Genomic DNA, 20,719 nt, shown 5'->3' on the forward strand with positions numbered 1-20,719 from the left:
TTTACCAGGGTTTGATAAAAGGGCTAATCATTAAATTGATTCTGCTGTTAGAATATCTACATTGGGATTTATTTCTAATATAGTCTCTTCTTTCTCTTCTCCATTTTCTTTTATTAAAGCTATATCTATAACTTCTCTAATATTAGATACAGGAATAATTCTTACTCCATCTTCAGTTTTAAACCTATCTTGCCAGTTCTCTTTTGGAATTATTACTTGTTTGGCTCCTGCTTTCTTAGCTGCAGAAATTTTTGCATTTACTCCGCCTATCGGTTTCACATTCCCATGAAGAGATATTTCTCCTGTCATTGCTACCTTATTATCAACTAATGTGCCAGTTATAGCACTGTATACTGCTGTAGCCATACTTATTCCTGCTGAAGGTCCATCTACAGGCATTCCACCTGGAAAGTTTACATGTATATTATATTCAGTAAAATCTATATCATATATGTTACCTAATACAGTAAGAACATTTTCAACAGAAGCTCTCGCTGTACTTTTTCTCATGATCTTTTTATTCATACTACTTATTTCTTCTTCTTCTACTATTCCTGTTATTGTTAGTTTGCCTTTTCCAGATACTACTCTAGCTGCACTAGCTTCTATCTCCATTACAACTCCCATGTTAGCTCCATAGACAGCTAACCCATTTACATAACCTACTTGTGGTTCATCTTGAATATTTTTTTCTGGCCTTGGTGTGTACTGGCCATTTTCAATAATCCACTCCATATCTTCCACAAGAATTAAATCTCTATCTTCATTTAAAGCTATGCCTGAAGCCAGTTGTACTAAACTAACTGCATCTCTTCCATTATTTGAATACTTACCTACCAACGTTTTAGCCTTTTCTTCTATTTTAAATCCTATTTTATCAATTGCATTTTGACATATTAACTCATTCTCTTCTGGTAAAAGTGCTCTAAAGTATATTTCCACACATCTTGACCTTATAGCTGGACATATCTCTTCCGGACTTCTTGTTGTAGCACCTATAAGTCTAAAATCTGCTGGAAGTCCATTATCAAAAACTTCCTTTATGTAAGCGGGCATATTTGGATCTTCTGAATTATAATATGCACTATCTAAAAACACTCTTCTATCTTCCATAACTTTTAATAACTTATTCATTTCAATAGGATGTAGTTCTCCAATTTCATCTATAAAGAGAATTCCACCATGAGCTTTTGTTACTGCTCCTGCCTTAGGTTGAGGTATACCAGCACTTCCTAGTGGACCTGCTCCTTGATATATAGGATCATGTACTGAACCTATTAGTGGGTCTGCTATGCCCCTATCATCAAATCTAACAGTAGTTGCATCTATCTCAACGAACTTTGCATTCTCTGTAAAAGGCGACAGCTTTTTGTTCTTAGCATTTTCTAGTACCAGTCTTGCTGCCGCAGTCTTTCCCACTCCTGGAGGTCCATAAATTATTACATGTTGAGGATTAGGGCCACAAATAGCTGCTTGTAAAGCTCTAATTCCCTTCTCCTGACCTATTATTTCATCAAAAGATATTGGTCTGCTTTTTTCTGTCAATGGTTCAGTCAATTTAATACTTCTCATTTTCTTCAACTTATCCATTTCTTTTTTGTTTTCTTTAGTTATTGTAATCTTTCCTCCAGCCTGCTCTTTAAGCGCATTAAAAAAATACATCCCCATAATTATCGTCACACCTAAACTTATTACACTTAACACTGATCCCGTCATAAATATATCATCCCCTTTGCAGTACTTTATTAATTATGTTATACCGAGCAGAAATTCCTTCTCATTTTTCCAATGAGTAAGCAAATATCACCAAATTGTAAATTTAGGATTCCTACTTATATTTTGTGCAAACTAAGGGAATATATTCTCTTTTTTTAATTTTTAATAATGATTCATTTAAGAATTTTACGTCTTAAAATTCTTATAAAAAGAAAAAAGCTTGTATAACAAAGTATAGATTCGTAAACTCTACACCTTATCATATAAGCTATTTTTTAAAAATATTATGCTGATTCTATTCCTCTTTTTTTTCTTTTACGCTTTTGCTGTGCAATAGCCTGCCTTGGCTCGCCATCAGTTAAAATAATTTCTGGTTGCTTTGTTGTTACAGTATCTTCGTTAATAATAACTTTACTTATTTCTTCACGAGTTGGTATTTCAAACATTATATCTCTCATTATGTCTTCAATTATAGCTCTAAGTCCTCTTGCTCCAGTCTTTCTCTTTATAGCTTCATCTGCAATAAGTCTTAATGCCTCTTCTTTAAATTCTAATTCTACATTATCCATTAAAAGAAGTTTTTGATATTGCTTTACAAGAGCATTTTTAGGTTCACTTAAAATCTGTATAAGAGCTGCATTATCTAGTGAGTCCAATGTTACAAGAATTGGTACTCTTCCTACAAATTCAGGTATAAGTCCAAATTTTAATAAATCCCCCGGAACTATGTTCTTTAATATTTGACCAACATCTTTCTTTTCCTTAGATTCAATTTCTGATCCAAAGCCTAATGTAGCTTTTCTAGTTCTCTTTTCAATAAGTTTATCAACTCCATCAAAAGCTCCACCACAAATAAATAATATGTTAGATGTATTTATTTGTATAAATTCTTGATGAGGATGTTTCCTTCCACCTTGTGGAGGTACAGATGCTACAGTTCCTTCTAATATCTTTAATAAAGCTTGTTGAACTCCTTCTCCTGATACATCTCTAGTTATAGAAGGATTTTCTGATTTTCTAGCTATCTTATCTATTTCATCAATATAGATTATCCCTCTTTCAGCTCTTTCAATATCATAATCTGAATTTTGAATTAGCTTTAAAAGTATGTTTTCTACATCTTCTCCAACATATCCAGCTTCTGTTAAAGTAGTTGCATCTGCTATAGCAAATGGAACATTTAAAAGTTTAGCTAGAGTTTGTGCTAGTAAGGTCTTTCCAGAACCTGTTGGACCTAGAAGAAGTATATTACTTTTTTGAAGTTCTATATCGTCCATTTCAACATTTGAATTTATTCTTTTATAGTGATTGTATACAGCCACCGCTAACGATTTTTTAGCACTGTCTTGACCAATAACATATTGATCTAGATAATCTTTTATTTCGCTAGGTTTTGGAAGTGCGCTGATGTCTGTTTGAACATTTTCTTCAAATTCATCTGCTATTATTTCGGAGCATAAGTCTATACATTCATCACAAATATATACTCCGGGTCCAGCTATTAATCTTTTTACTTGTTCTTGACCCTTTCCGCAGAATGAACATTTTAATTGTTTCTTATCTTCATATTTGGACATTCTTCCACCTCACTTAGCCTTATTTCTTTCTAGTTATAACGTCGTCGATTAATCCGTATTCCTTAGCTTCTATAGCCTCCATGAAATAGTCTCTTTCAACATCTTTCTTAATTTGATCTAAAGGTTTGCCTGTTCTCTCACTAAGTATTTGATTCAATTTATCTTTCATTCTTAAAATTCTCTTAGCATGTATGTCAATATCTGTAGCTTGCCCTTTGAACCCACCTAAAGGTTGATGTATCATTATTTCACTATTTGGAAGTGCAAACCTCTTACCTTTAGCTCCTGCTGCTAATAGGAATGCTCCCATTGAAGCTGCCATACCTACACATATAGTAGATACGTCCGGCTTTATATATTGCATTGTATCGTATATAGCCATTCCAGATGTAATTGATCCACCCGGACTATTTATATAAAGATATATATCCTTATCTGGATCTTCACCTTCTAAGAATAATAGCTGGGCAACAATAAGACTTGCTGTAACATCATTTACTTCTTCTCCCAAGAACACTATTCTATCTTTTAATAGTCTTGAGTAAATATCATACGATCTTTCTCCTCTGTTCGTTTGTTCAACTACCACTGGTACTAAACTCATTTTTTTCTCTCCTCCTTAAAATAAATTAATATACTATTATGATTATCACCTATATTAACTATGATATTCATAATTTAGAGTAATTTATTATAAAATTAATTGCCAGAAATATTTCTGGCAATTAATTTAATTTATCTTATACTATTTCTTTACTGTTATTAACTAAAAGTTCTACAGCCTTTTGATTAACTATTTGAGCAGTTAATTGTGGCTTTTGTGCTTCCATTATAGCCTCAACTAATTTCTCTGATTTATCGCTTCCGTATTGTTGAACCATAGCTAATGCTTTTTCTTGTAGTTCTTCTTCTGATACTGCAATATTCTCTTCCTTAACTAATTGTTCAAGAACTAATTCTGTTTTTACTCTCTTTTCAGCAGTTTCTTTCATATATTCTCTTACTTTTGCTTCTGTATTGTTTGTATATTGATAGTATGATGGAAGATCTAATCCTTGATATTGTAATCTCATTTCTAAATCTTTAAGCATCATATCTATTTCTTTATCAATCATAACTTGCGGAATTTCAACTTCAATTTTTGAGCAAACTGCGTCAACAACTGCTTCTTCATATTCTACTTTTTCTCTTGTCTTATTGTTTTCTTCTAATTTTGTTTTAATATCAGCTTTTAACTCGTCTAAAGAATCAAATTCTGAAACCTCTTTAGCAAATTCATCATCTAATGCTGGTACTTCTTTAACTTTTATCTCTTTAATTGTAACTTTAAACAATGCTGGCTTACCATTTAAATCTTCTTTTCCATAGTTTTCAGGGAAATTAACATTTACATCTTTTTCTTCTCCAACTTTTAATCCAATTAATTGTTCTTCAAAAGTGTCTATAAATGTTCCTGAACCAATTTCTAGTGAATAATCAGCACCTTCTCCACCTTCAAAAGGAATATCATTAACAAATCCCTTGAAATCTATAATAGCAATATCGCCATTTTCTACTGTTCCGTCTTCTTTAGTTGAAACTCTTGCATTGTTGTCTTGCATTGTTTTTAATTCTTTTTCAACATCTTCGTCTGTTACATTATATGTAACCTTTTTAACTTCTAATCCTTTATAATCGTTAAGCTTTATCTCTGGCTTAACTGTAACTTCTGCAGTGTAAACAAAATCTTTATCTTCACCAATTTCAACTATGTCTATTTTTGGATAGTCTACTGGTGTTATGTTATGTTCATCAATAGCTAATGGATATGTATCTTCACAGCAATAGTTTATAGCATCTTCATAAAATACTCCTTCTCCATAATATTTTTTTATAATATTTAAAGGAGCTTTTCCTTTTCTAAATCCAGAAATATTGAATTTACCTACATTTTTTTTATATGCCTTTTGTATAGCTTCGTTAAACTTTGCCTTTTCTACTGTTATTTCTAATTTAACTACGTTAGTTTCTAATTGTTCTACTTTTGTGTTCATTATATTAATTCCTCCTAAATTACCGTAAATACTTATTTGCTCTATATATTATAACATACATTATATTTTTTTTACAAATAGCATACGAGTTTTTTCATAATAAACATTATACTAAAAAACGTTTATAACAACAATGATTTTTAACAAATAAAGCTATTTCTATTTTATTATAGCTTTTTTACCATCAAATATAATCTCAATACCTTGTGGAGATATATTTCCATATATTATTTTTTTGCCTTCAATCTCTCCACCTTGTGGTAATAAATTATGTTGGTGCTTGTCAGTACTTATACTATACTTCCATAAATATTTTATACTTCCTTTATTAAACCATGGTAACTGAGACATATATAATATGGAATCTTCATTTAGAAATTTTGGAGAACTACACCAAATATACTCTTTATTATTTTGTAGTATTTTATTTTTATCAAAAATAGTTCCCTTGCTAGATACATATTGTTTCTTGGTTATATCTTTTATATTTCCCTTGTTATCAATAATAATCATATTCTGTGTTAGATTCTCTATAAGTATTATATTCTGTTTTGATGGGCTTATGTCATAATTTATTGTATTTGGAAGTATTCCTATATATTGTTTTTTATTATTTATCATATTGTATTGAAGTTTTATTTCTTGTTCATTTGATAATTTTATTAATTGCTCTTCTACTTTACTGATATTTTTTTTATTGTCGTTCTCATTTTTAGATACCTTATCTTGACTACTCTTTTCATTTACTTTATTATCTTCTTTTAATATCTCTTTGTTATTAGTAGTAGTATTTTTAATCTTCTCTTTTTCATAATTCTTAGATATAATCATCCCAGTTATCTTTGTCTTTAACTTATCAAATCCAAATTCACTTCTTTTATTAACAATACTCTTAATAGTTCCACCAAATACAGATATCAGAATCACTAGCACAACCAAAACACCTAGTATTGCACTTCTTATTCTCTTTCTTTTTCTCATTTTTTCATCATAGTCTCTACTAAAAATACTTGGCTTTGGCACTATTCCACCCCCTGCCTAAATCTTTCGCTAGTATACATATTAGCTTTTCTCCTATATTTATACATGTAATTACACACTATAAATTATAATACTATTTTCTGCATTTATACAATTATATTATACAAAAAGAGCTAAAGATTTTAAAATCTTTAGCTCTTTTTCTTAATTTAAACTAGTTTTGCTATTATCAAAATAATAATTTAAAGGTCTATATTCAACTTTTTCTCCACTTTTAACAAGCTCTATAGCCTTTAAAAATATTTTTGCTGTATCTATGCAAGTGAATACTGGAACTTTATATTCTGATGCTTTTCTTCTTATCTTAAATCCATTACTAGCATTATTATTTCCTTTAGTTGGAGTATTAATTGCTAAACTTATCTCTCCATTAGATATAAGATCAAAAAGTTTGTCTAATTCTATTACTTCACATTGAATATCACTTTTTAGTAGTTCTTCTCCAGTACCCTTAGAGCTGTAGATTTTAAATCCTAAATCATAGTATTCCTTTACTACATTAATACCTTCTAACTTATCTACATCCTTTAGTGATACATAAATAGATCCTTCTGTTTCTATATTTATTCCAGCTCCAAGAAAGCCTTTATATATTGCTTTATTTAAATCCGTATCTATTCCTAGAACTTCTCCTGTAGATTTCATTTCTGGTCCTAAATAAGTATCTACATCAACAAGTTTTTCATTAGAGAATACCGGAACCTTAACAGCATACATAGCATTTTCTCTTATAAGTCCTGTTCCATAACTCATCTCTTTTAGTTTTTTCCCAAGCATAATTTGTATAGCTATATTAACCATCTCAACACCTGTAACCTTACTTAATATAGGTACAGTTCTTGAAGCTCTTGGATTTACTTCTATTACATATACATCTTTTCCATCAAATACATATTGTATATTTACCAATCCCATTATCTTTAAAGCTTTTGCAATCTTTTTAGTGTTTTCTATAAGAATTTGAATTACATCTTCACTTAGAGTTATATAAGGGTAAACAGTTATACTATCTCCTGAGTGTACTCCTGTTCTTTCTATATGCTCCATTATTCCTGGTATTAATATATCTTCTCCATCTGATATAGCATCTACTTCAATTTCTGTTCCTCTTATATATTTATCTACAATTATTGTATTTTCATCACTTAGACTAACTGCTTCCTTCATATACTTTTCAAGGGCTACATCATCATATATAACTTCCATAGCTCTACCACCAATAACATAAGAAGGTCTTACTATTACTGGATATCCTAGCTTTTCTACAGCTTTAAAAGCTTCCTCTACATTAGTAACCGCACTTCCTGTTGGTGTTTTTATATTCAACTCTTCAAGTAACATTCTAAACTTTTCTCTATCCTCTGCTAAATCTATAGATTCAAAGCTAGTACCTAATATATTTACTCCTCTTTTACATAGCTTCTCTGCTAAGTTAATAGATGTCTGTCCTCCAAACTGAAGTACTACTCCTTTCGGATTTTCCTTTCTTATAACGTTCATAACATCATCTATGTACAGAGATTCAAAATAAAGTTTATCTGATATATCAAAGTCTGTACTTACTGTTTCTGGATTATTATTTACCATAATTGATTCATATCCAGCTTCTTTAATAGCCCATGCTCCATGAACACAACAGTAGTCAAATTCTATTCCTTGCCCAATTCTTATTGGCCCTGATCCTATAACCATAATCTTCTCTTTTTCAGTAACTACATTCTCATCTTCACTATCATAGCAAGAGTAATAATAAGGAGTTTTTGCTTCAAACTCTCCACTACATGTATCAACCATTTTATATACAGGATATATATTCTTTAACTTTTTAACTATTTCTATTTCCCTTACTTCTACATTTGATAGTTTACTTATCTGCTCATCTGTAAAACCCATTGAACTTGCATCACATATAAGTTCATTATCAATGTTTTTACTTTCAAGTCTTTTTTCTATTTGAATAATGTTATTTATTTTGCTTAAGAACCACTTATCTATTTTAGTTATTTCACATATATAGTCTATTGTGATCCCTCTTCTTAAAGCCTCTCCTATAGCAAATATTCTCTGGTCATCTTGCATTTTTATTTTATTAATTAACTCTTGTTCTGATAATTCACTTCCATTTTCAAGCTTTAATCCTATCATTTTTCCTTCTAAACAGGTTATAGCTTTTATAAATGCACTTTCAAAGTTTCTATCTATTGCCATAACTTCCCCTGTTGCCTTCATCTGAGTTCCAAGCTTTCTTGCTGCAGTATTGAATTTATCAAAAGGCCACTTAGGCATTTTTACTACTAAGTAATCTAAAGCTGGCTCAAAGCAAGCACTTGAGTTTTGTGTTACATAGTTTTTAAGTTCATCTAAACTATAGCCTATAGCTATCTTAGATGCAATTTTCGCTATTGGATATCCAGCTGCCTTTGAAGCAAGAGCACTAGAACGACTAACTCTTGGATTAACCTCTATAACTATATACTCCTCACTAAATGGGTTTAATGCAAACTGTATATTACAGCCACCCTCTATTTTTAAGCTTCTTATAATTTTAAGAGCAGAATTTCTAAGCATATGGTATTGTTTATCTGTCAACGTCTGAGATGGAGCTACTACTATACTATCTCCTGTGTGAACTCCCACTGGATCTAAATTTTCCATGTTACATATTATTATGCAATTATCTTTTTTATCTCTTATAACCTCATACTCAAGTTCCTTCCATCCAGCAACACTTCTCTCAAGAAGTATCTGGCTAATTGGACTTAACTTTAACCCTAGTTCACATATATCTAAGTATTGCTCCATAGTCTCTGCTATTCCGCCACCTGTTCCTCCTAAGGTATATGCTGGTCTTATTATTATAGGTAAACCATTTTCTTTTACAAAGTCTTTGCACTGTTGCATATTTGTTGCAATAACACTTACAGGAATAGGCTCATCAATCTCAATCATCAGCTTTTTAAATTCATCTCTATCTTCAGCTTTTTTAATTGAATCGCTATTTATGCCTAGTAGCTTTACATTATACTTATCTAATATTCCCATTTCTTGAAGTTGCATAGCTATATTTAAAGCCGTTTGTCCTCCAAAACCAGCTAATATTCCATCTGGTCTTTCAGATTCTATTATTTTTTCTAAAACATCTACTTTTAAAGGCTCAATATACACCTTATCAGCCATATTTAAATCCGTCATTATTGTAGCCGGATTACTATTTACAAGTATTGTTTCAATACCTTCTTCTTTTATAGACTTACAAGCTTGAGTTCCTGAGTAATCAAATTCTGCCGCTTGCCCTATTATTATCGGTCCTGAACCTAATATTAAAACCTTTTTTAAGCTTTTATCTAGTGCCATAACATTACCTCCTTAGATGTTTTCCTATATAGCTTCTCTCTTAACACCTTTATCCATATAATATACAAATTGGTCAAATAAATAATCTGAATCTCCTGGTCCTGGTGACCCCTCTGGATGAAATTGTACTGAGAATACTGGTAAAAAATTATGTTTAATTCCTTCTACAGTATCATCATTTAAATTTATATGAGTTACAGTTAAATCTTTATCTTTTATACTTTCTCTATCAACAGCATATCCATGATTTTGAGCTGTTATATAAGCTTTATCCTTTTCTATATCATATACCCCATGATTTCCGCCTCTATGGCCAAACTTCATCTTATAAGTGTCTCCGCCAAAAGAAAGTGCTAATATCTGATGCCCTAAGCATATTCCAAAAGTCGGCTTAGTCTTAACTATTTTCTTCACTGTTTCAACCACCTCTAGAATGTCCTTCGGGTCTCCTGGTCCATTACTTAGCATTACCCCATCTGGATTAAGCTCCATTATTTTCTCAAAGCTTGTATCAAAAGGAACTACAGTTATATCACAATCTCTTTCTTTTAGGTTTTCTATTATGTTAGTTTTTGCTCCAAAATCCATTAAAACTACTCTACGCCCTTTTCCGCTTATATTATAAATTTCTTTTGTGCTTACGTTTTCTACAAAGTTAGTTTGAATTTCAGATTCTTTAAGCTTTTCCTCTAATTCCTTAATTGTTAAATTTTCATTAGTTATAACACATTTCATAGTACCATTATTTCTTATTTTTTTCGTAATACTTCTTGTATCTACTCCTGAAACTCCAACTACGTTCATTCTTTCAATCATATTATTTATTGTTTCATCACTTGTATAATTAGAGGGAACTTCACATATTGACTTAACTACAAACCCTTTTGCATGTATTTGTTTTGACTCCCAATGTTCTTCTGAAACTCCGTAGTTTCCTATTAGTGGGTATGTCATATTTATAATTTGACCTGCATAGGATGGGTCTGTTAATATCTCTCCATAACCTGTCATAGAAGTATTAAACACTAATTCTCCTACAAATGTACCTTTCTTTCCAAAACCTTTCCCATTTAAAACTGTCCCATCTTCCAGATACAATATTCCATTCACTTTTATTACCTCCTCATAGTTATAAATATCTTTGCACATACATGAAACTTTATACATATATTTTCTCATTTCTTTTTAAATACTTATCTATATAAATATCTCAAATGCTATATATAACACTATATACTCTTATTATTATTTTTTATTTGTTTTTATAATTATACATTTATTTTAATATTTATACAAGAACTATCAGCTTAAATTATATATATAAATAATAGAATTATTATTGTTTATATAAAGTTTCCTTTGCTTAACTCTAAAATCAAGAAAATAAAAAAATCTTTTGCCAAAGAGCAAAAGATTTGTAAGTGCTTGTTTGAAGAGCAAGACTAATAATTTAAGATAATTCCAATTAACTATGCTTAAATATTAATAATCTACGCCTGCACCTTTCTAATCTCTCTGGACTAAATTAAAGGTATTAATATATTCAATTTTAATTTTTGTATAAAAAAACTTCTGCTCTAAGACAGAAGGATATTAGTCATAAATAGTTCCCTTCCTAGCCTCTCGGACCATCTTAAAGGTTTACTTCATTTTCTATTATATTATCATAAAAAACATTTTACGTCAATGTATTTATTGTGGTATCATTTATATTCTCAAATAGAACTATTTACAAATAACTTTTTTCCGTACTTTGAGCTTTTATACCACAATATTATTCGGTATATACTGTTAAATATAGTTTAAAACAAATTTAATATTCACTTTTTTGCTTTTTTATTATATAATCTAAGTATAATTATAAAAGAAACCAAATTCAGTTTTTTTCGCTATAAACCGCACTTTTTTACCTATTATTTTTAAGGAGGTACAAATATGTTTAAACAATGGGAAGGATTCAATTTAGGAAATTGGACAGAAGAAATAAATGTACGAAATTTTATACAAAAAAACTATAATTTATATGAGGGCAATGATAGCTTTCTAGAGGCTACTACGGAAAAAACAAAAAAGATATGGGATGAAAGTTATCAGCTTATAGTAAAGGAAATAAAAGAAGGTGTAGCAGAAATTGAAACTACTAAATTTTCTGGTATAGATAATTTTGAACCTGGCTATTTGGATAAAGAAAATGAATTAATTGTTGGTTTTCAAACAGACTCTCCCTTAAAAAGAATCATGAATCCTTACGGCGGAATGAGAATGGTAGAGCAATCATTAGCAGTGTATGGCTTCTCTATGCAAGAAAGCTTAAAAAAAGATTTTACTTCTTTTAGAAAAACTCATAACGAAGGTGTATTTGATGCTTATACCGAAGAAAGCAAAACAGCAAGACACGTAGGTCTTTTAACTGGTCTTCCTGATGCTTATGGAAGAGGTAGAATTATTGGAGACTATAGAAGAATATCTTTATACGGCATTGATTTTTTAATTGCTGAAAAAAAGAAAGACCTAAAAGAGTTAAAAGGAAATGCTACTGAAGAAATGATAAGACTTCGCGAAGAAGTATCCTCTCAAATACAAGCACTAAAAAAAATAAAGAATATGGCTTTAAGTTATGGTATTGACATATCTGAACCTGCTAAAAATGCTAGAGAAGCAGTTCAATTCATATACTTCTCTTATTTAGCTGGAGCAAAAGAAAATAATGGTGCTGCTATGTCTCTTGGAAGAACATCAACCTTTATTGATATATATATAGATAGAGATTTACGAAATGGCATAATCACAGAAGCAGAAGCACAAGAGATTATAGACCAATTTGTAATTAAATTAAGACTCATTAGACACTTAAGAACTCCTGATTACAACGAATTATTTGCTGGAGATCCTAACTGGATAACAGAATCTATAGGTGGAGTAGGTATAAACGGACAGCCTTTAGTTACAAAAACCTCATTTAGGTTCCTACATACTCTATCAAATTTAGGTCCTGCTCCAGAACCTAATATGACAGTATTATGGTCTGAAAAATTACCTGAAGAGTTTAAAAAATATTGCTCTAAAATGTCTATAGATACTGATTCAATTCAGTATGAAAATGATGACTTAATGAGACCTATTTATGGAGATGATTATGGTATTGCATGCTGTGTTTCCGCTATGGAAATGGGAAAACAAATGCAATTATTCGGTGCTCGTTCTAATTTAGCCAAAGCATTACTATATGCTATAAATGGTGGTATTGATGAAATCAGTAGAGAATCCGATGGCAGCTTAATAAAGGTTGTACCACATATTCCAAAGCTTATGGATGAATTTCTAAATTATGAAAAAGTTAAAGAGAACTACTGGAAGGTTATCGAGTATGTTGCTGAGCTTTACGTAGATACAATGAATACTATACACTATATGCACGACAAATATGCCTATGAATCTAGTCAAATGGCTCTTCACGATACTAATGTGCATAGAATTATGGCCTTCGGTATCGCAGGATTGTCTTGTATCGCTGATTCTCTTAGTGCTATAAAATATGCTAAAGTTAAACCAATAAGAGATAAAGATGGAATTACAGTAGATTTTGAAATACAAGGAGACTTCCCTAAATACGGTAATGATGATGATAGGGTTGATGATATAGCTGTAGAAGTAGTGAAAAAATTCTCATCTGAACTAAAGAAACATTGTGCTTATAGAAATGCAGAACACACTCTTTCTGCATTAACAATAACTTCAAATGTTGTATATGGTAAAAAGACTGGTGCAACTCCAGATGGACGACTAAAAGGAGAACCCCTTGCACCTGGAGCAAATCCAATGCATGGTAGAGACTTAAATGGTGCTCTAGCTTCTTTAAATTCAGTAGCTAAGATACCTTACAGAGAATGGTGCCAAGATGGCGTTTCTAATACCTTCTCAATAATACCAGATGCCCTTGGCAAAGAAAAAGATACAAGAATAATCAACTTAGTGAATATCATGGATGGGTATTTCTCTCAGGGTGGCTTTCATTTAAATGTTAATGTCTTTAATCGTGAAACATTAATGGATGCAATGGAACATCCTGATAAATATCCAACTTTAACAATACGAATATCTGGTTATGCAGTTCATTTTAATAGATTAACTAAAGAGCAACAGTTAGAAGTTATTAAAAGAACTTTCCACGAAAGTATGTAACTAATTTAAAAGAGAACAGGCGGTATATTTTACACCGCCTGTTCTCTTATTTTATATTTCTACTGCCTGGTTTTATATATTCTATACCTTGTTTACATAGCGGACACTCTTCCGCATCAAAGCTTTCTATTTCTAATTCTATACAGCTGTAGATTGGAAGATCTATTTGACTAGTCTTTCTATCTACTATAGAAGCTATTCCTACTACTTCTCCACCAAAACTCTTAATAACTTCTGCAGTTTCTAGTGATGATTTACCTGTAGTTACAACATCTTCTGTTATTAAAACCTTTTGTCCTGGTTTTATTTCAAAACCTCGTCTTAATGTCATTTGTCCGTCTACTCTTTCAGTAAATATGGCCGCCTTACCAAGTTGACGTCCAAGTTCATAAGCAACTACGACTCCTCCCATAGCTGGTCCTAAAACTATATCAAAATCTAAATCTTTAACTTTGTCATGAGCTATACTTAGCACCTTTGCAGCTTTATCTGGATACTGAAGTAATTTAGCACATTGTACATATCTATTACTATGTCTTCCTGATGATAATAAAAAGTGACCCTCTAATAGTGCATCTGCTTCTTTTAATATTTCTAATACGTTTATATTATTGCTCATAACTTTTACCCCCTATATTTTAAACTATTCCTCTAATTTCACTAATATCTTTTATACCTTCTTCTATCATAAACTTTTCTATTCCTTCTATTATATCTATACATATATCTGGCTTCATGAAGTTTGCACTTCCAACTTGTACCCCATGAGCTCCTGCCATTATAAATTCTATAGCATCTTCTGAGTTACATATTCCGCCCATTCCTATAACTGGTACATTTACAGCTTTACATACTTCATGAACCATTCTAAGAGCCACTGGTTTTATTGATGGTCCTGATAACCCTGCATAAACATTATCAAATACTGGTTTTCTCTTTTTTATATCAATTGCCATAGCCTTTAGTGTATTTATTAAAGATATTGAATCCGCTCCTGCCTCACAACACTTATATGCCATATCCACAATATCTTCTGCATTAGGAGATAATTTAACTATAAGAGGCTTCTTACATATTTTTTTCACTTCTGAAACTACATTGTATGCAACCTCTGATTTTATTCCAAAGGCCATTCCTCCACTTTTAACATTTGGGCATGATATGTTAAGCTCGATCATATCTACCTCTGCTTCATTAAGCTTCTCTATTCCCTCTAGATAGTCCTCTATGCATCCTCCACCTAGATTCGCTATAATCACTGTGTTAAGTTTCTTCATATCACCTAACTTATCTTGAACAAAACCATCTACTCCCGGATTCTGTAAACCTACACTGTTCATGATTCCACTTGGTGTTTCATATATTCTTATTCCATCATTGCCTTCTTTTTGATTTATAGTAAGCCCTTTAGTTGAAATACCACCAAGCCTAGATACATCAAACAACTTTGAATATTCTTCTCCAAATCCAAAAGTTCCTGATGCTGCAATTACAGGGTTCTTAAAATCAATTCCACATATATTTATATTAATCATTAAAGACCAAATCCTTTCCATTAAAGACTGGACCATCCTTACAGGTTCTCTTGTTTCCCTCTTTAGTTTTACATGTACAAACTAAACATGCTCCAATCCCACAAGCCATCCTGTTTTCCATAGAAGCATATACTAAAACCTCTTTAGCATTACACATCTTAACTACTTTCTCCATCATAACCTCTGGCCCGCAACATATAACCACATCATATTCTTCTGGTTTTAATAAATCAGTTACATAACCTTTATACCCTTTTCTTCCACTTTCTGTTGCTATATTAACTGAAGTTACATAATCACTTATATTTTGTATACCGTAATCCTCATCTCTAAATCCGGCATATAAATCCACATTGCAATTCTTGATACCTTTTATTAGGTAACTTATAGGAGCTATTCCTATTCCTCCAGTAACCACAGCTACCCTTCCCTTTATACTTTCTAAATCAAACCCATTGCCTAAAGGTCCTATTAGCTCAATACCTTCATCAGCTTCAAGCTTACTCATTATCTTTGTTCCTTTACCAACTACAGCATATAAAAATGTAATTCCATCCTCTTTTACATCATGTACACTTATAGGTCTTGGAAGAATTAAACCATCATCCCAAGCCTTTAACATAAAGAATTGGCCTGGTTTTGCTTTAAAATTTCCTCTTACTGTGAGTTTAAATATTCCTGGAGAGATTTCTATATTTTCTTTAATTATCTCTTTTAAGTATTTCATCTAAAGTTTACTCCCTTCCAAGTTCTTTTTTCATCTTTAATACTTCTTTTCTAGCACATTCATCAAAAGATTTTTCCCCATTTTCATAATTTTTATATGCTAAAAGTATGCCCCTAGAAGAATTTACTACTCCACCATTTCCATTTTTAAGATACACTCTAGCCTCTTCTGCACCTCCACCTTGTGCTCCAAAGCCTGGTATTAAAAAGAAAGTTTTGCTAAAATTTTCTCTAATCTTCATTCCATCTTCAGCAGTTGTACACCCAACCACTCCACCTATTGATGTATATCCGCACTTACCTAATACTGTTTCCCCCATTTTTTCAAGCTTTTCTCCGACAACTTCATAAACTTTTCTACTTGCTTTACTTTCTATATACTCAAAATCCTTTGATCCTTTATTAGATGTCCTTATTAGTGCAAAAAGTCCTTTTTCTTTATTCTTAAGATACGGTATATATGGCTCTATACTGTCCATTCCCATGTAAGGATTTACAGTTATAAAGTCTGATTCAAAGTCTCCTTCAAAGTGAGCTTTTGCATACATTTCAGCTGTCTTTGAAATATCTCCTCTTTTTATATCCGCTATAGACAAACATCCAACACTTTTTATATACTCTAAGGTTCTTTTATATGCTATAAGTCCTTTTATACCATAAGCCTCATAATATGCTATTTGTACCTTATAACAAGCTGTATGATCAAGTGTTGCATCTATTATTTTTTCATTAAAATGGAAGAGGCTCTCTTCTATATCATTATAATTTTCTAAAAAAGATTTAGGTAAATACTCTAAGTCCGTATCAAGCCCTACACAAACATTACCTTTCTTTTCTACTTCCTCATATAATCTATCTATAATCATCCTCTTACCCCCGATTCTTTATCATAAACCACTTTACCACATCTAATTGTCATTTCTACTTCTCCATACAGTTTCATTCCATTAAAAGGAGTATTCTTTCCTTTTGATAAAAAATCCTCTGAGTTTACTACATATTCTTTATCTAAATCTACTAAAACCAGATCACCATCAAAGCCTATTGTTATTTGCCCTTTATTTAAATCCATTATTTGAGCAGGTCCTTTAGACATAAGTTCTGAAACCTTACTTAAAGTCATATTACACTCCTTAACAAGCTTTGTATAACATACAGAAAATGCCGTTTCTATTCCTGAGATTCCCGGTGCACCATTTTTCTTATCTTCTTCGGTATGTGGAGCATGATCAGTGGCTATTGCATCTATAAAACCCTCTCTAATTCCTTTAATTAATGCATTCACATCTTCTATTTCTCTAATAGGTGGATTTACTCTATATGTATCTTCTCCTACTAGAGCTAAGTGATGAGGTGTAACTTCACTAGTAACTTTAAAGCCTTCCTTCCTAGCTTCTCTAACATACTCTACAGCTTCTTTAGTACTTACATGAGCCATATGAAGTCTGCAACCTGTAAACTTAGCAAGGGATATATCTCTCCAAGTCATCATATTTTCTGCCATTCTCATATCTGTTTTGCTCATTTCAGGATTTTCAGCATGAGATATTACGGTCATGTTTTTTCTTTTTGCTTTTATCATAGCTTCCATCATGACCTTATTATCGTCTACTCCCTTTCCATCATCTGAAATAAATTTTACACTTGAGCTTAGATCATCTAAATGCTGTATATCTTTTCCATCTAAATTTCTTGTAATTGATACTACTTGATGTACATCTAAAAGCCCAACTTCCTTAGACCTCTCAATAACATAATTAACTGTATCCATAGTGGAACAAACCGGATTTGTATTTGCCATTAAGTTTACTACGGTGTATCCACCTTTTACTGCTGCTCTGCTTCCACTTAGTATATCTTCTTTATTGGTAAATCCCGGCTCTCTAAAGTGAGCATGCAAATCTATAAATGAAGGCATTAATACTTTTCCTTTTCCATCTATAACTTTACAATCCTTGCATAAATGCTTTCCTATTTCATTTATTTTTCCTTTAACTATATAAACATCTCCATAAAAATCTTGCGAACAATCAACTATTCTTGCATTCTTTATTAAAATCTCCATTTATCTTACCTCCTAGATCTCTCTTTTAAAAGCTTCATCACAATACTTACATCTATATTCCTTTTTGATTTCATCTACAAGATAAAATTGTTGTGGGATATACTGCTCTACAGTGGTTATGCATCTAGGATTTTTACACATCATAACATTTTCAACCTCTTGAGGAAGATTTAACTTAATCTTTTCTCTTGTCTTTCCATCAACTATTATGCTAATAGTTACATTGGGATCAATAAGTCCTAATACCGTAAAATCTATGTCAATGTTATTCTCTATTTTAATGATATCTTTTTTACCTAACTTTTTACTAGAGGCGTTCATAATAAGCGCAACTGAAAATTCCGCTTTCTCTAATGCTAGATAATTAAACATTTTTATTCCACTTCCAGATTTAATGTGATCAATTACAATACCGTTTTTAATACTATCTATATTCAACATTAATCTGCCACCCCCAAAAGCTTTGATATCAATGCCATTCTTGCAAACATTCCAAGTTTAGTTTGTTTAAAATAACACGCCCTTGGATCTGAATCAATTTCATGTGATATTTCATTAACTCGGGGAAGAGGATGGAGAATTATCATATCCTTCTTTGCCATTTTCATTTTTTCTTCATTAAGTATATAGCTATCTTTAAGTCTTATATATTCATCTTCATTAAAAAATCTTTCCTTTTGAACTCTAGTCATGTAGAGTATATCAATTTCCCCTATGACCTCTTCTAATCTTTCCTCTTCTACATACTGTATATTTTTCTTTTCTAGTATTTCTTCTTTTATATAATCTGGAATTCCTAATTCTTTAGGTGAGATTAAAATAAATTTATTATTCTCATATCTTGATAAGGCTTTTACTAAAGAATGTACTGTTCTTCCAAACTTTAAATCTCCACAAATTCCAATGGTATGATTCGAAAACTTTCCCTTTATATTTTTAATAGTAAGCAGGTCTGTTAAAGTTTGAGTTGGATGTTGATGTCCCCCATCTCCTGCATTTATAACTGGTACATCGGAGTACATAGTAGCAACCTTTGCAGATCCTTCCTTTGGATGTCTCATTGCTATAATATCGGCATAACATCCTACAGTCTTAATAGTATCTCCTAGACTCTCACCCTTAGACACGGAACTTGAACTGGCGTCTGAGAATCCCATTACCTGTCCACCTAATCTTAGCATAGCTGCTTCAAAGCTTAATCTTGTCCTTGTACTAGGCTCATAAAATAGTGTAGCTAAAAGCTTTCCTTCACACACCTTAGAATATTTTTTAGGATTTTCAATAATCCTATCTGCTAGTTCGAATACTTCTTCCAATTCTTCTAATGTAAAATCCATTGGGTCAATTAAATTTCTTCCATTTAACATATAAATCCTCCTTTTTAGTCTCTCTGAACTAACCTTAAAGGGTAATAAAAAATGCCCTCCCGATTTACGAGAAGGCATAAATTTATACACAACTATGGCATAATAAATTCCTATAACGGCAATATTACTATACACTTGTACTCATCCATCCTTCTCAGCCTCTCGTGCTGAATTAAAGGTACACTATTAACTTTTACATAATTGTATCATAGTAATATTATAAAATCAATGTATTTTAATTTTAAGCGCTATCTGCTATCTATTTTTAAACTGCTTTTCTTTTCTTTTTTCAACAAAAGCGGTCATACCTTCTGTTTGATCTTCCGTTGAAAAACATGCTCCAAATAACTCTGCTTCAAATGCTATAGCTGTATCTATATCTACCTGCATTCCTCTATTTATAGCTTGTTTGCAAAGTTTAACTGCTATAGGTGCATTTTTTATCATATCATTAGCTAATTTTATAGCTGTGGGCATCAATTCTTCTAAAGACACAACTTTGTTCACAAGTCCAATTCTATAGGCTTCTTGAGCATCTATTATATTAGTTGTATAAATTAATTGTTTAGCCATTCCCATTCCAACAAGCCTTGGCATTCTCTGTGTTCCACCAAAACCTGGAGTTATACCTAATCCTGCCTCTGGTTGACCAAATTTAGCATTAGTAGAAGCTATTCTTACATCACATGCCATAGAAAGTTCACAACCACCACCTAATGCAAAACCATTTACAGCGGCTATAACTGGTTTTTCTAGTGTTTCAATCGCTCTAAAAGTCTTATTTCCTAATATCCCAAATTCTCTACCTTGAATAACATTCATACTTTTCATTTCTGAAATATCTGCACCTGCTACAAATGACTTTTCACCCGCTCCAGTTAAAATAACTACAAATATATTATCATCTTTTGAAATTTCTTCAATAGCTAAGTAAATTTCAGTTAACGTTTCTGAATTCAATGCATTTAACGCTTTAGGTCTATTTATAGTTAAATACCCTATTCCATTTTTATTAGTTAAAATTAAATTTTTAAATTCCATTTTTACTCCCCCTTAAATTCCGAAATTCCTTATAATTCAATATGTTTTATTAACTATTCTTTAACAAATTCAACCTTTTTTC

Annotated in this window: 16 protein-coding genes; 1 reads left to right on the forward strand and 15 read right to left on the reverse strand. The window is 31.4% G+C overall.

The window, feature by feature from the left end:
- Positions 1 to 30: 30 nt before the first annotated feature.
- The 7 genes from lonB to carA all read right to left on the reverse strand — a co-directional run bounded on the left by lonB (position 31) and on the right by carA (position 10,831).
- The gene (gene lonB / locus ACX0KU_RS01360) at positions 31 to 1,716 is read right to left on the reverse strand and encodes an ATP-dependent protease LonB (protein ID WP_472991158.1); all 1,686 of its coding nucleotides are present in this window, start codon (positions 1,714 to 1,716) and stop codon (positions 31 to 33) included.
- A 284-nt stretch (positions 1,717 to 2,000) separates the two neighbouring features.
- On the reverse strand, positions 2,001 to 3,293 hold the full coding sequence (gene clpX, locus ACX0KU_RS01365; protein ID WP_472991159.1) for an ATP-dependent Clp protease ATP-binding subunit ClpX: 1,293 nt from the start codon (positions 3,291 to 3,293) through the stop codon (positions 2,001 to 2,003).
- Between the two features lie 19 nt (positions 3,294 to 3,312).
- Positions 3,313 to 3,897: an ATP-dependent Clp endopeptidase proteolytic subunit ClpP gene (gene clpP, locus ACX0KU_RS01370; protein ID WP_472991160.1), complete on the reverse strand. Its 585-nt coding sequence runs from the start codon at positions 3,895 to 3,897 to the stop codon at positions 3,313 to 3,315.
- Between the two features lie 136 nt (positions 3,898 to 4,033).
- Complete coding sequence (gene tig, locus ACX0KU_RS01375; protein WP_472991161.1) at positions 4,034 to 5,326, reverse strand: trigger factor; 1,293 nt, start codon at positions 5,324 to 5,326, stop codon at positions 4,034 to 4,036.
- Positions 5,327 to 5,485: 159 nt separating this feature from the next.
- Positions 5,486 to 6,349, reverse strand: coding sequence for a hypothetical protein (locus ACX0KU_RS01380; RefSeq protein WP_472991162.1), 864 nt, complete (start codon positions 6,347 to 6,349; stop codon positions 5,486 to 5,488).
- Between the two features lie 162 nt (positions 6,350 to 6,511).
- Positions 6,512 to 9,721, reverse strand: a complete 3,210-nt coding sequence (carB, locus tag ACX0KU_RS01385) for a carbamoyl-phosphate synthase (glutamine-hydrolyzing) large subunit (protein WP_472991163.1) — start codon at positions 9,719 to 9,721, stop codon at positions 6,512 to 6,514.
- Positions 9,722 to 9,745: 24 nt separating this feature from the next.
- Positions 9,746 to 10,831, reverse strand: a complete 1,086-nt coding sequence (gene carA, locus ACX0KU_RS01390; RefSeq protein WP_472991164.1) for a glutamine-hydrolyzing carbamoyl-phosphate synthase small subunit — start codon at positions 10,829 to 10,831, stop codon at positions 9,746 to 9,748.
- Between the two features lie 825 nt (positions 10,832 to 11,656).
- Between carA and pflB the strand changes: the two genes are divergently transcribed.
- Positions 11,657 to 13,903, forward strand: a complete 2,247-nt coding sequence (pflB, locus tag ACX0KU_RS01395; RefSeq protein WP_472991165.1) for a formate C-acetyltransferase — start codon at positions 11,657 to 11,659, stop codon at positions 13,901 to 13,903.
- A 46-nt stretch (positions 13,904 to 13,949) separates the two neighbouring features.
- Here the strand turns inward: pflB and pyrE are convergent, their stop codons facing one another.
- The 8 genes from pyrE to ACX0KU_RS01435 form a co-directional block, all read right to left on the reverse strand.
- A complete protein-coding gene (gene pyrE, locus ACX0KU_RS01400; protein WP_472991166.1) occupies positions 13,950 to 14,522 on the reverse strand; it encodes an orotate phosphoribosyltransferase in 573 nt (190 codons plus the stop codon).
- 19 nt (positions 14,523 to 14,541) lie between these two features.
- On the reverse strand, positions 14,542 to 15,438 hold the full coding sequence (locus tag ACX0KU_RS01405; protein ID WP_472992382.1) for a dihydroorotate dehydrogenase: 897 nt from the start codon (positions 15,436 to 15,438) through the stop codon (positions 14,542 to 14,544).
- Complete coding sequence (locus ACX0KU_RS01410; RefSeq protein ID WP_472991167.1) at positions 15,431 to 16,165, reverse strand: dihydroorotate dehydrogenase electron transfer subunit; 735 nt, start codon at positions 16,163 to 16,165, stop codon at positions 15,431 to 15,433. The genes ACX0KU_RS01405 and ACX0KU_RS01410 overlap by 8 nt, the downstream gene beginning before the upstream one ends.
- Positions 16,166 to 16,172: 7 nt before the next feature.
- The gene (pyrF, locus tag ACX0KU_RS01415; protein ID WP_472991168.1) at positions 16,173 to 17,030 is read right to left on the reverse strand and encodes an orotidine-5'-phosphate decarboxylase; all 858 of its coding nucleotides are present in this window, start codon (positions 17,028 to 17,030) and stop codon (positions 16,173 to 16,175) included.
- Entirely contained in the window at positions 17,027 to 18,229 is a 1,203-nt protein-coding gene (locus tag ACX0KU_RS01420) for a dihydroorotase (RefSeq protein WP_472991169.1), read from the reverse strand. The genes pyrF and ACX0KU_RS01420 overlap by 4 nt, the downstream gene beginning before the upstream one ends.
- A 12-nt stretch (positions 18,230 to 18,241) precedes the next feature.
- Positions 18,242 to 18,670: an aspartate carbamoyltransferase regulatory subunit gene (locus tag ACX0KU_RS01425; RefSeq protein ID WP_472991170.1), complete on the reverse strand. Its 429-nt coding sequence runs from the start codon at positions 18,668 to 18,670 to the stop codon at positions 18,242 to 18,244.
- Positions 18,670 to 19,596: an aspartate carbamoyltransferase gene (gene pyrB, locus ACX0KU_RS01430; protein WP_472991171.1), complete on the reverse strand. Its 927-nt coding sequence runs from the start codon at positions 19,594 to 19,596 to the stop codon at positions 18,670 to 18,672. The genes ACX0KU_RS01425 and pyrB overlap by 1 nt, the downstream gene beginning before the upstream one ends.
- A gap of 255 nt (positions 19,597 to 19,851) precedes the next feature.
- Entirely contained in the window at positions 19,852 to 20,637 is a 786-nt protein-coding gene (locus ACX0KU_RS01435; RefSeq protein ID WP_472991172.1) for a short-chain-enoyl-CoA hydratase, read from the reverse strand.
- Between the last annotated feature and the right edge of the window lie 82 nt (positions 20,638 to 20,719).

The sequence above is a fragment of the Clostridium sp. X genome (assembly GCF_055755365.1).

Coding starts and splice junctions, on each gene's coding strand:
- lonB (WP_472991158.1), bottom strand. CDS start 1,716: ATGACGGGATCAGTGTTAAGTGTAATAAGTTTAGGTGTGACGATAATT.
- clpX (WP_472991159.1), bottom strand. CDS start 3,293: ATGTCCAAATATGAAGATAAGAAACAATTAAAATGTTCATTCTGCGGA.
- clpP (WP_472991160.1), bottom strand. CDS start 3,897: ATGAGTTTAGTACCAGTGGTAGTTGAACAAACGAACAGAGGAGAAAGA.
- tig (WP_472991161.1), bottom strand. CDS start 5,326: ATGAACACAAAAGTAGAACAATTAGAAACTAACGTAGTTAAATTAGAA.
- carB (WP_472991163.1), bottom strand. CDS start 9,721: ATGGCACTAGATAAAAGCTTAAAAAAGGTTTTAATATTAGGTTCAGGA.
- pflB (WP_472991165.1), top strand. CDS start 11,657: ATGTTTAAACAATGGGAAGGATTCAATTTAGGAAATTGGACAGAAGAA.
- pyrE (WP_472991166.1), bottom strand. CDS start 14,522: ATGAGCAATAATATAAACGTATTAGAAATATTAAAAGAAGCAGATGCA.
- ACX0KU_RS01405 (WP_472992382.1), bottom strand. CDS start 15,438: ATGATTAATATAAATATATGTGGAATTGATTTTAAGAACCCTGTAATT.
- ACX0KU_RS01410 (WP_472991167.1), bottom strand. CDS start 16,165: ATGAAATACTTAAAAGAGATAATTAAAGAAAATATAGAAATCTCTCCA.
- pyrF (WP_472991168.1), bottom strand. CDS start 17,030: ATGATTATAGATAGATTATATGAGGAAGTAGAAAAGAAAGGTAATGTT.
- ACX0KU_RS01420 (WP_472991169.1), bottom strand. CDS start 18,229: ATGGAGATTTTAATAAAGAATGCAAGAATAGTTGATTGTTCGCAAGAT.
- ACX0KU_RS01425 (WP_472991170.1), bottom strand. CDS start 18,670: ATGTTGAATATAGATAGTATTAAAAACGGTATTGTAATTGATCACATT.
- pyrB (WP_472991171.1), bottom strand. CDS start 19,596: ATGTTAAATGGAAGAAATTTAATTGACCCAATGGATTTTACATTAGAA.
- ACX0KU_RS01435 (WP_472991172.1), bottom strand. CDS start 20,637: ATGGAATTTAAAAATTTAATTTTAACTAATAAAAATGGAATAGGGTAT.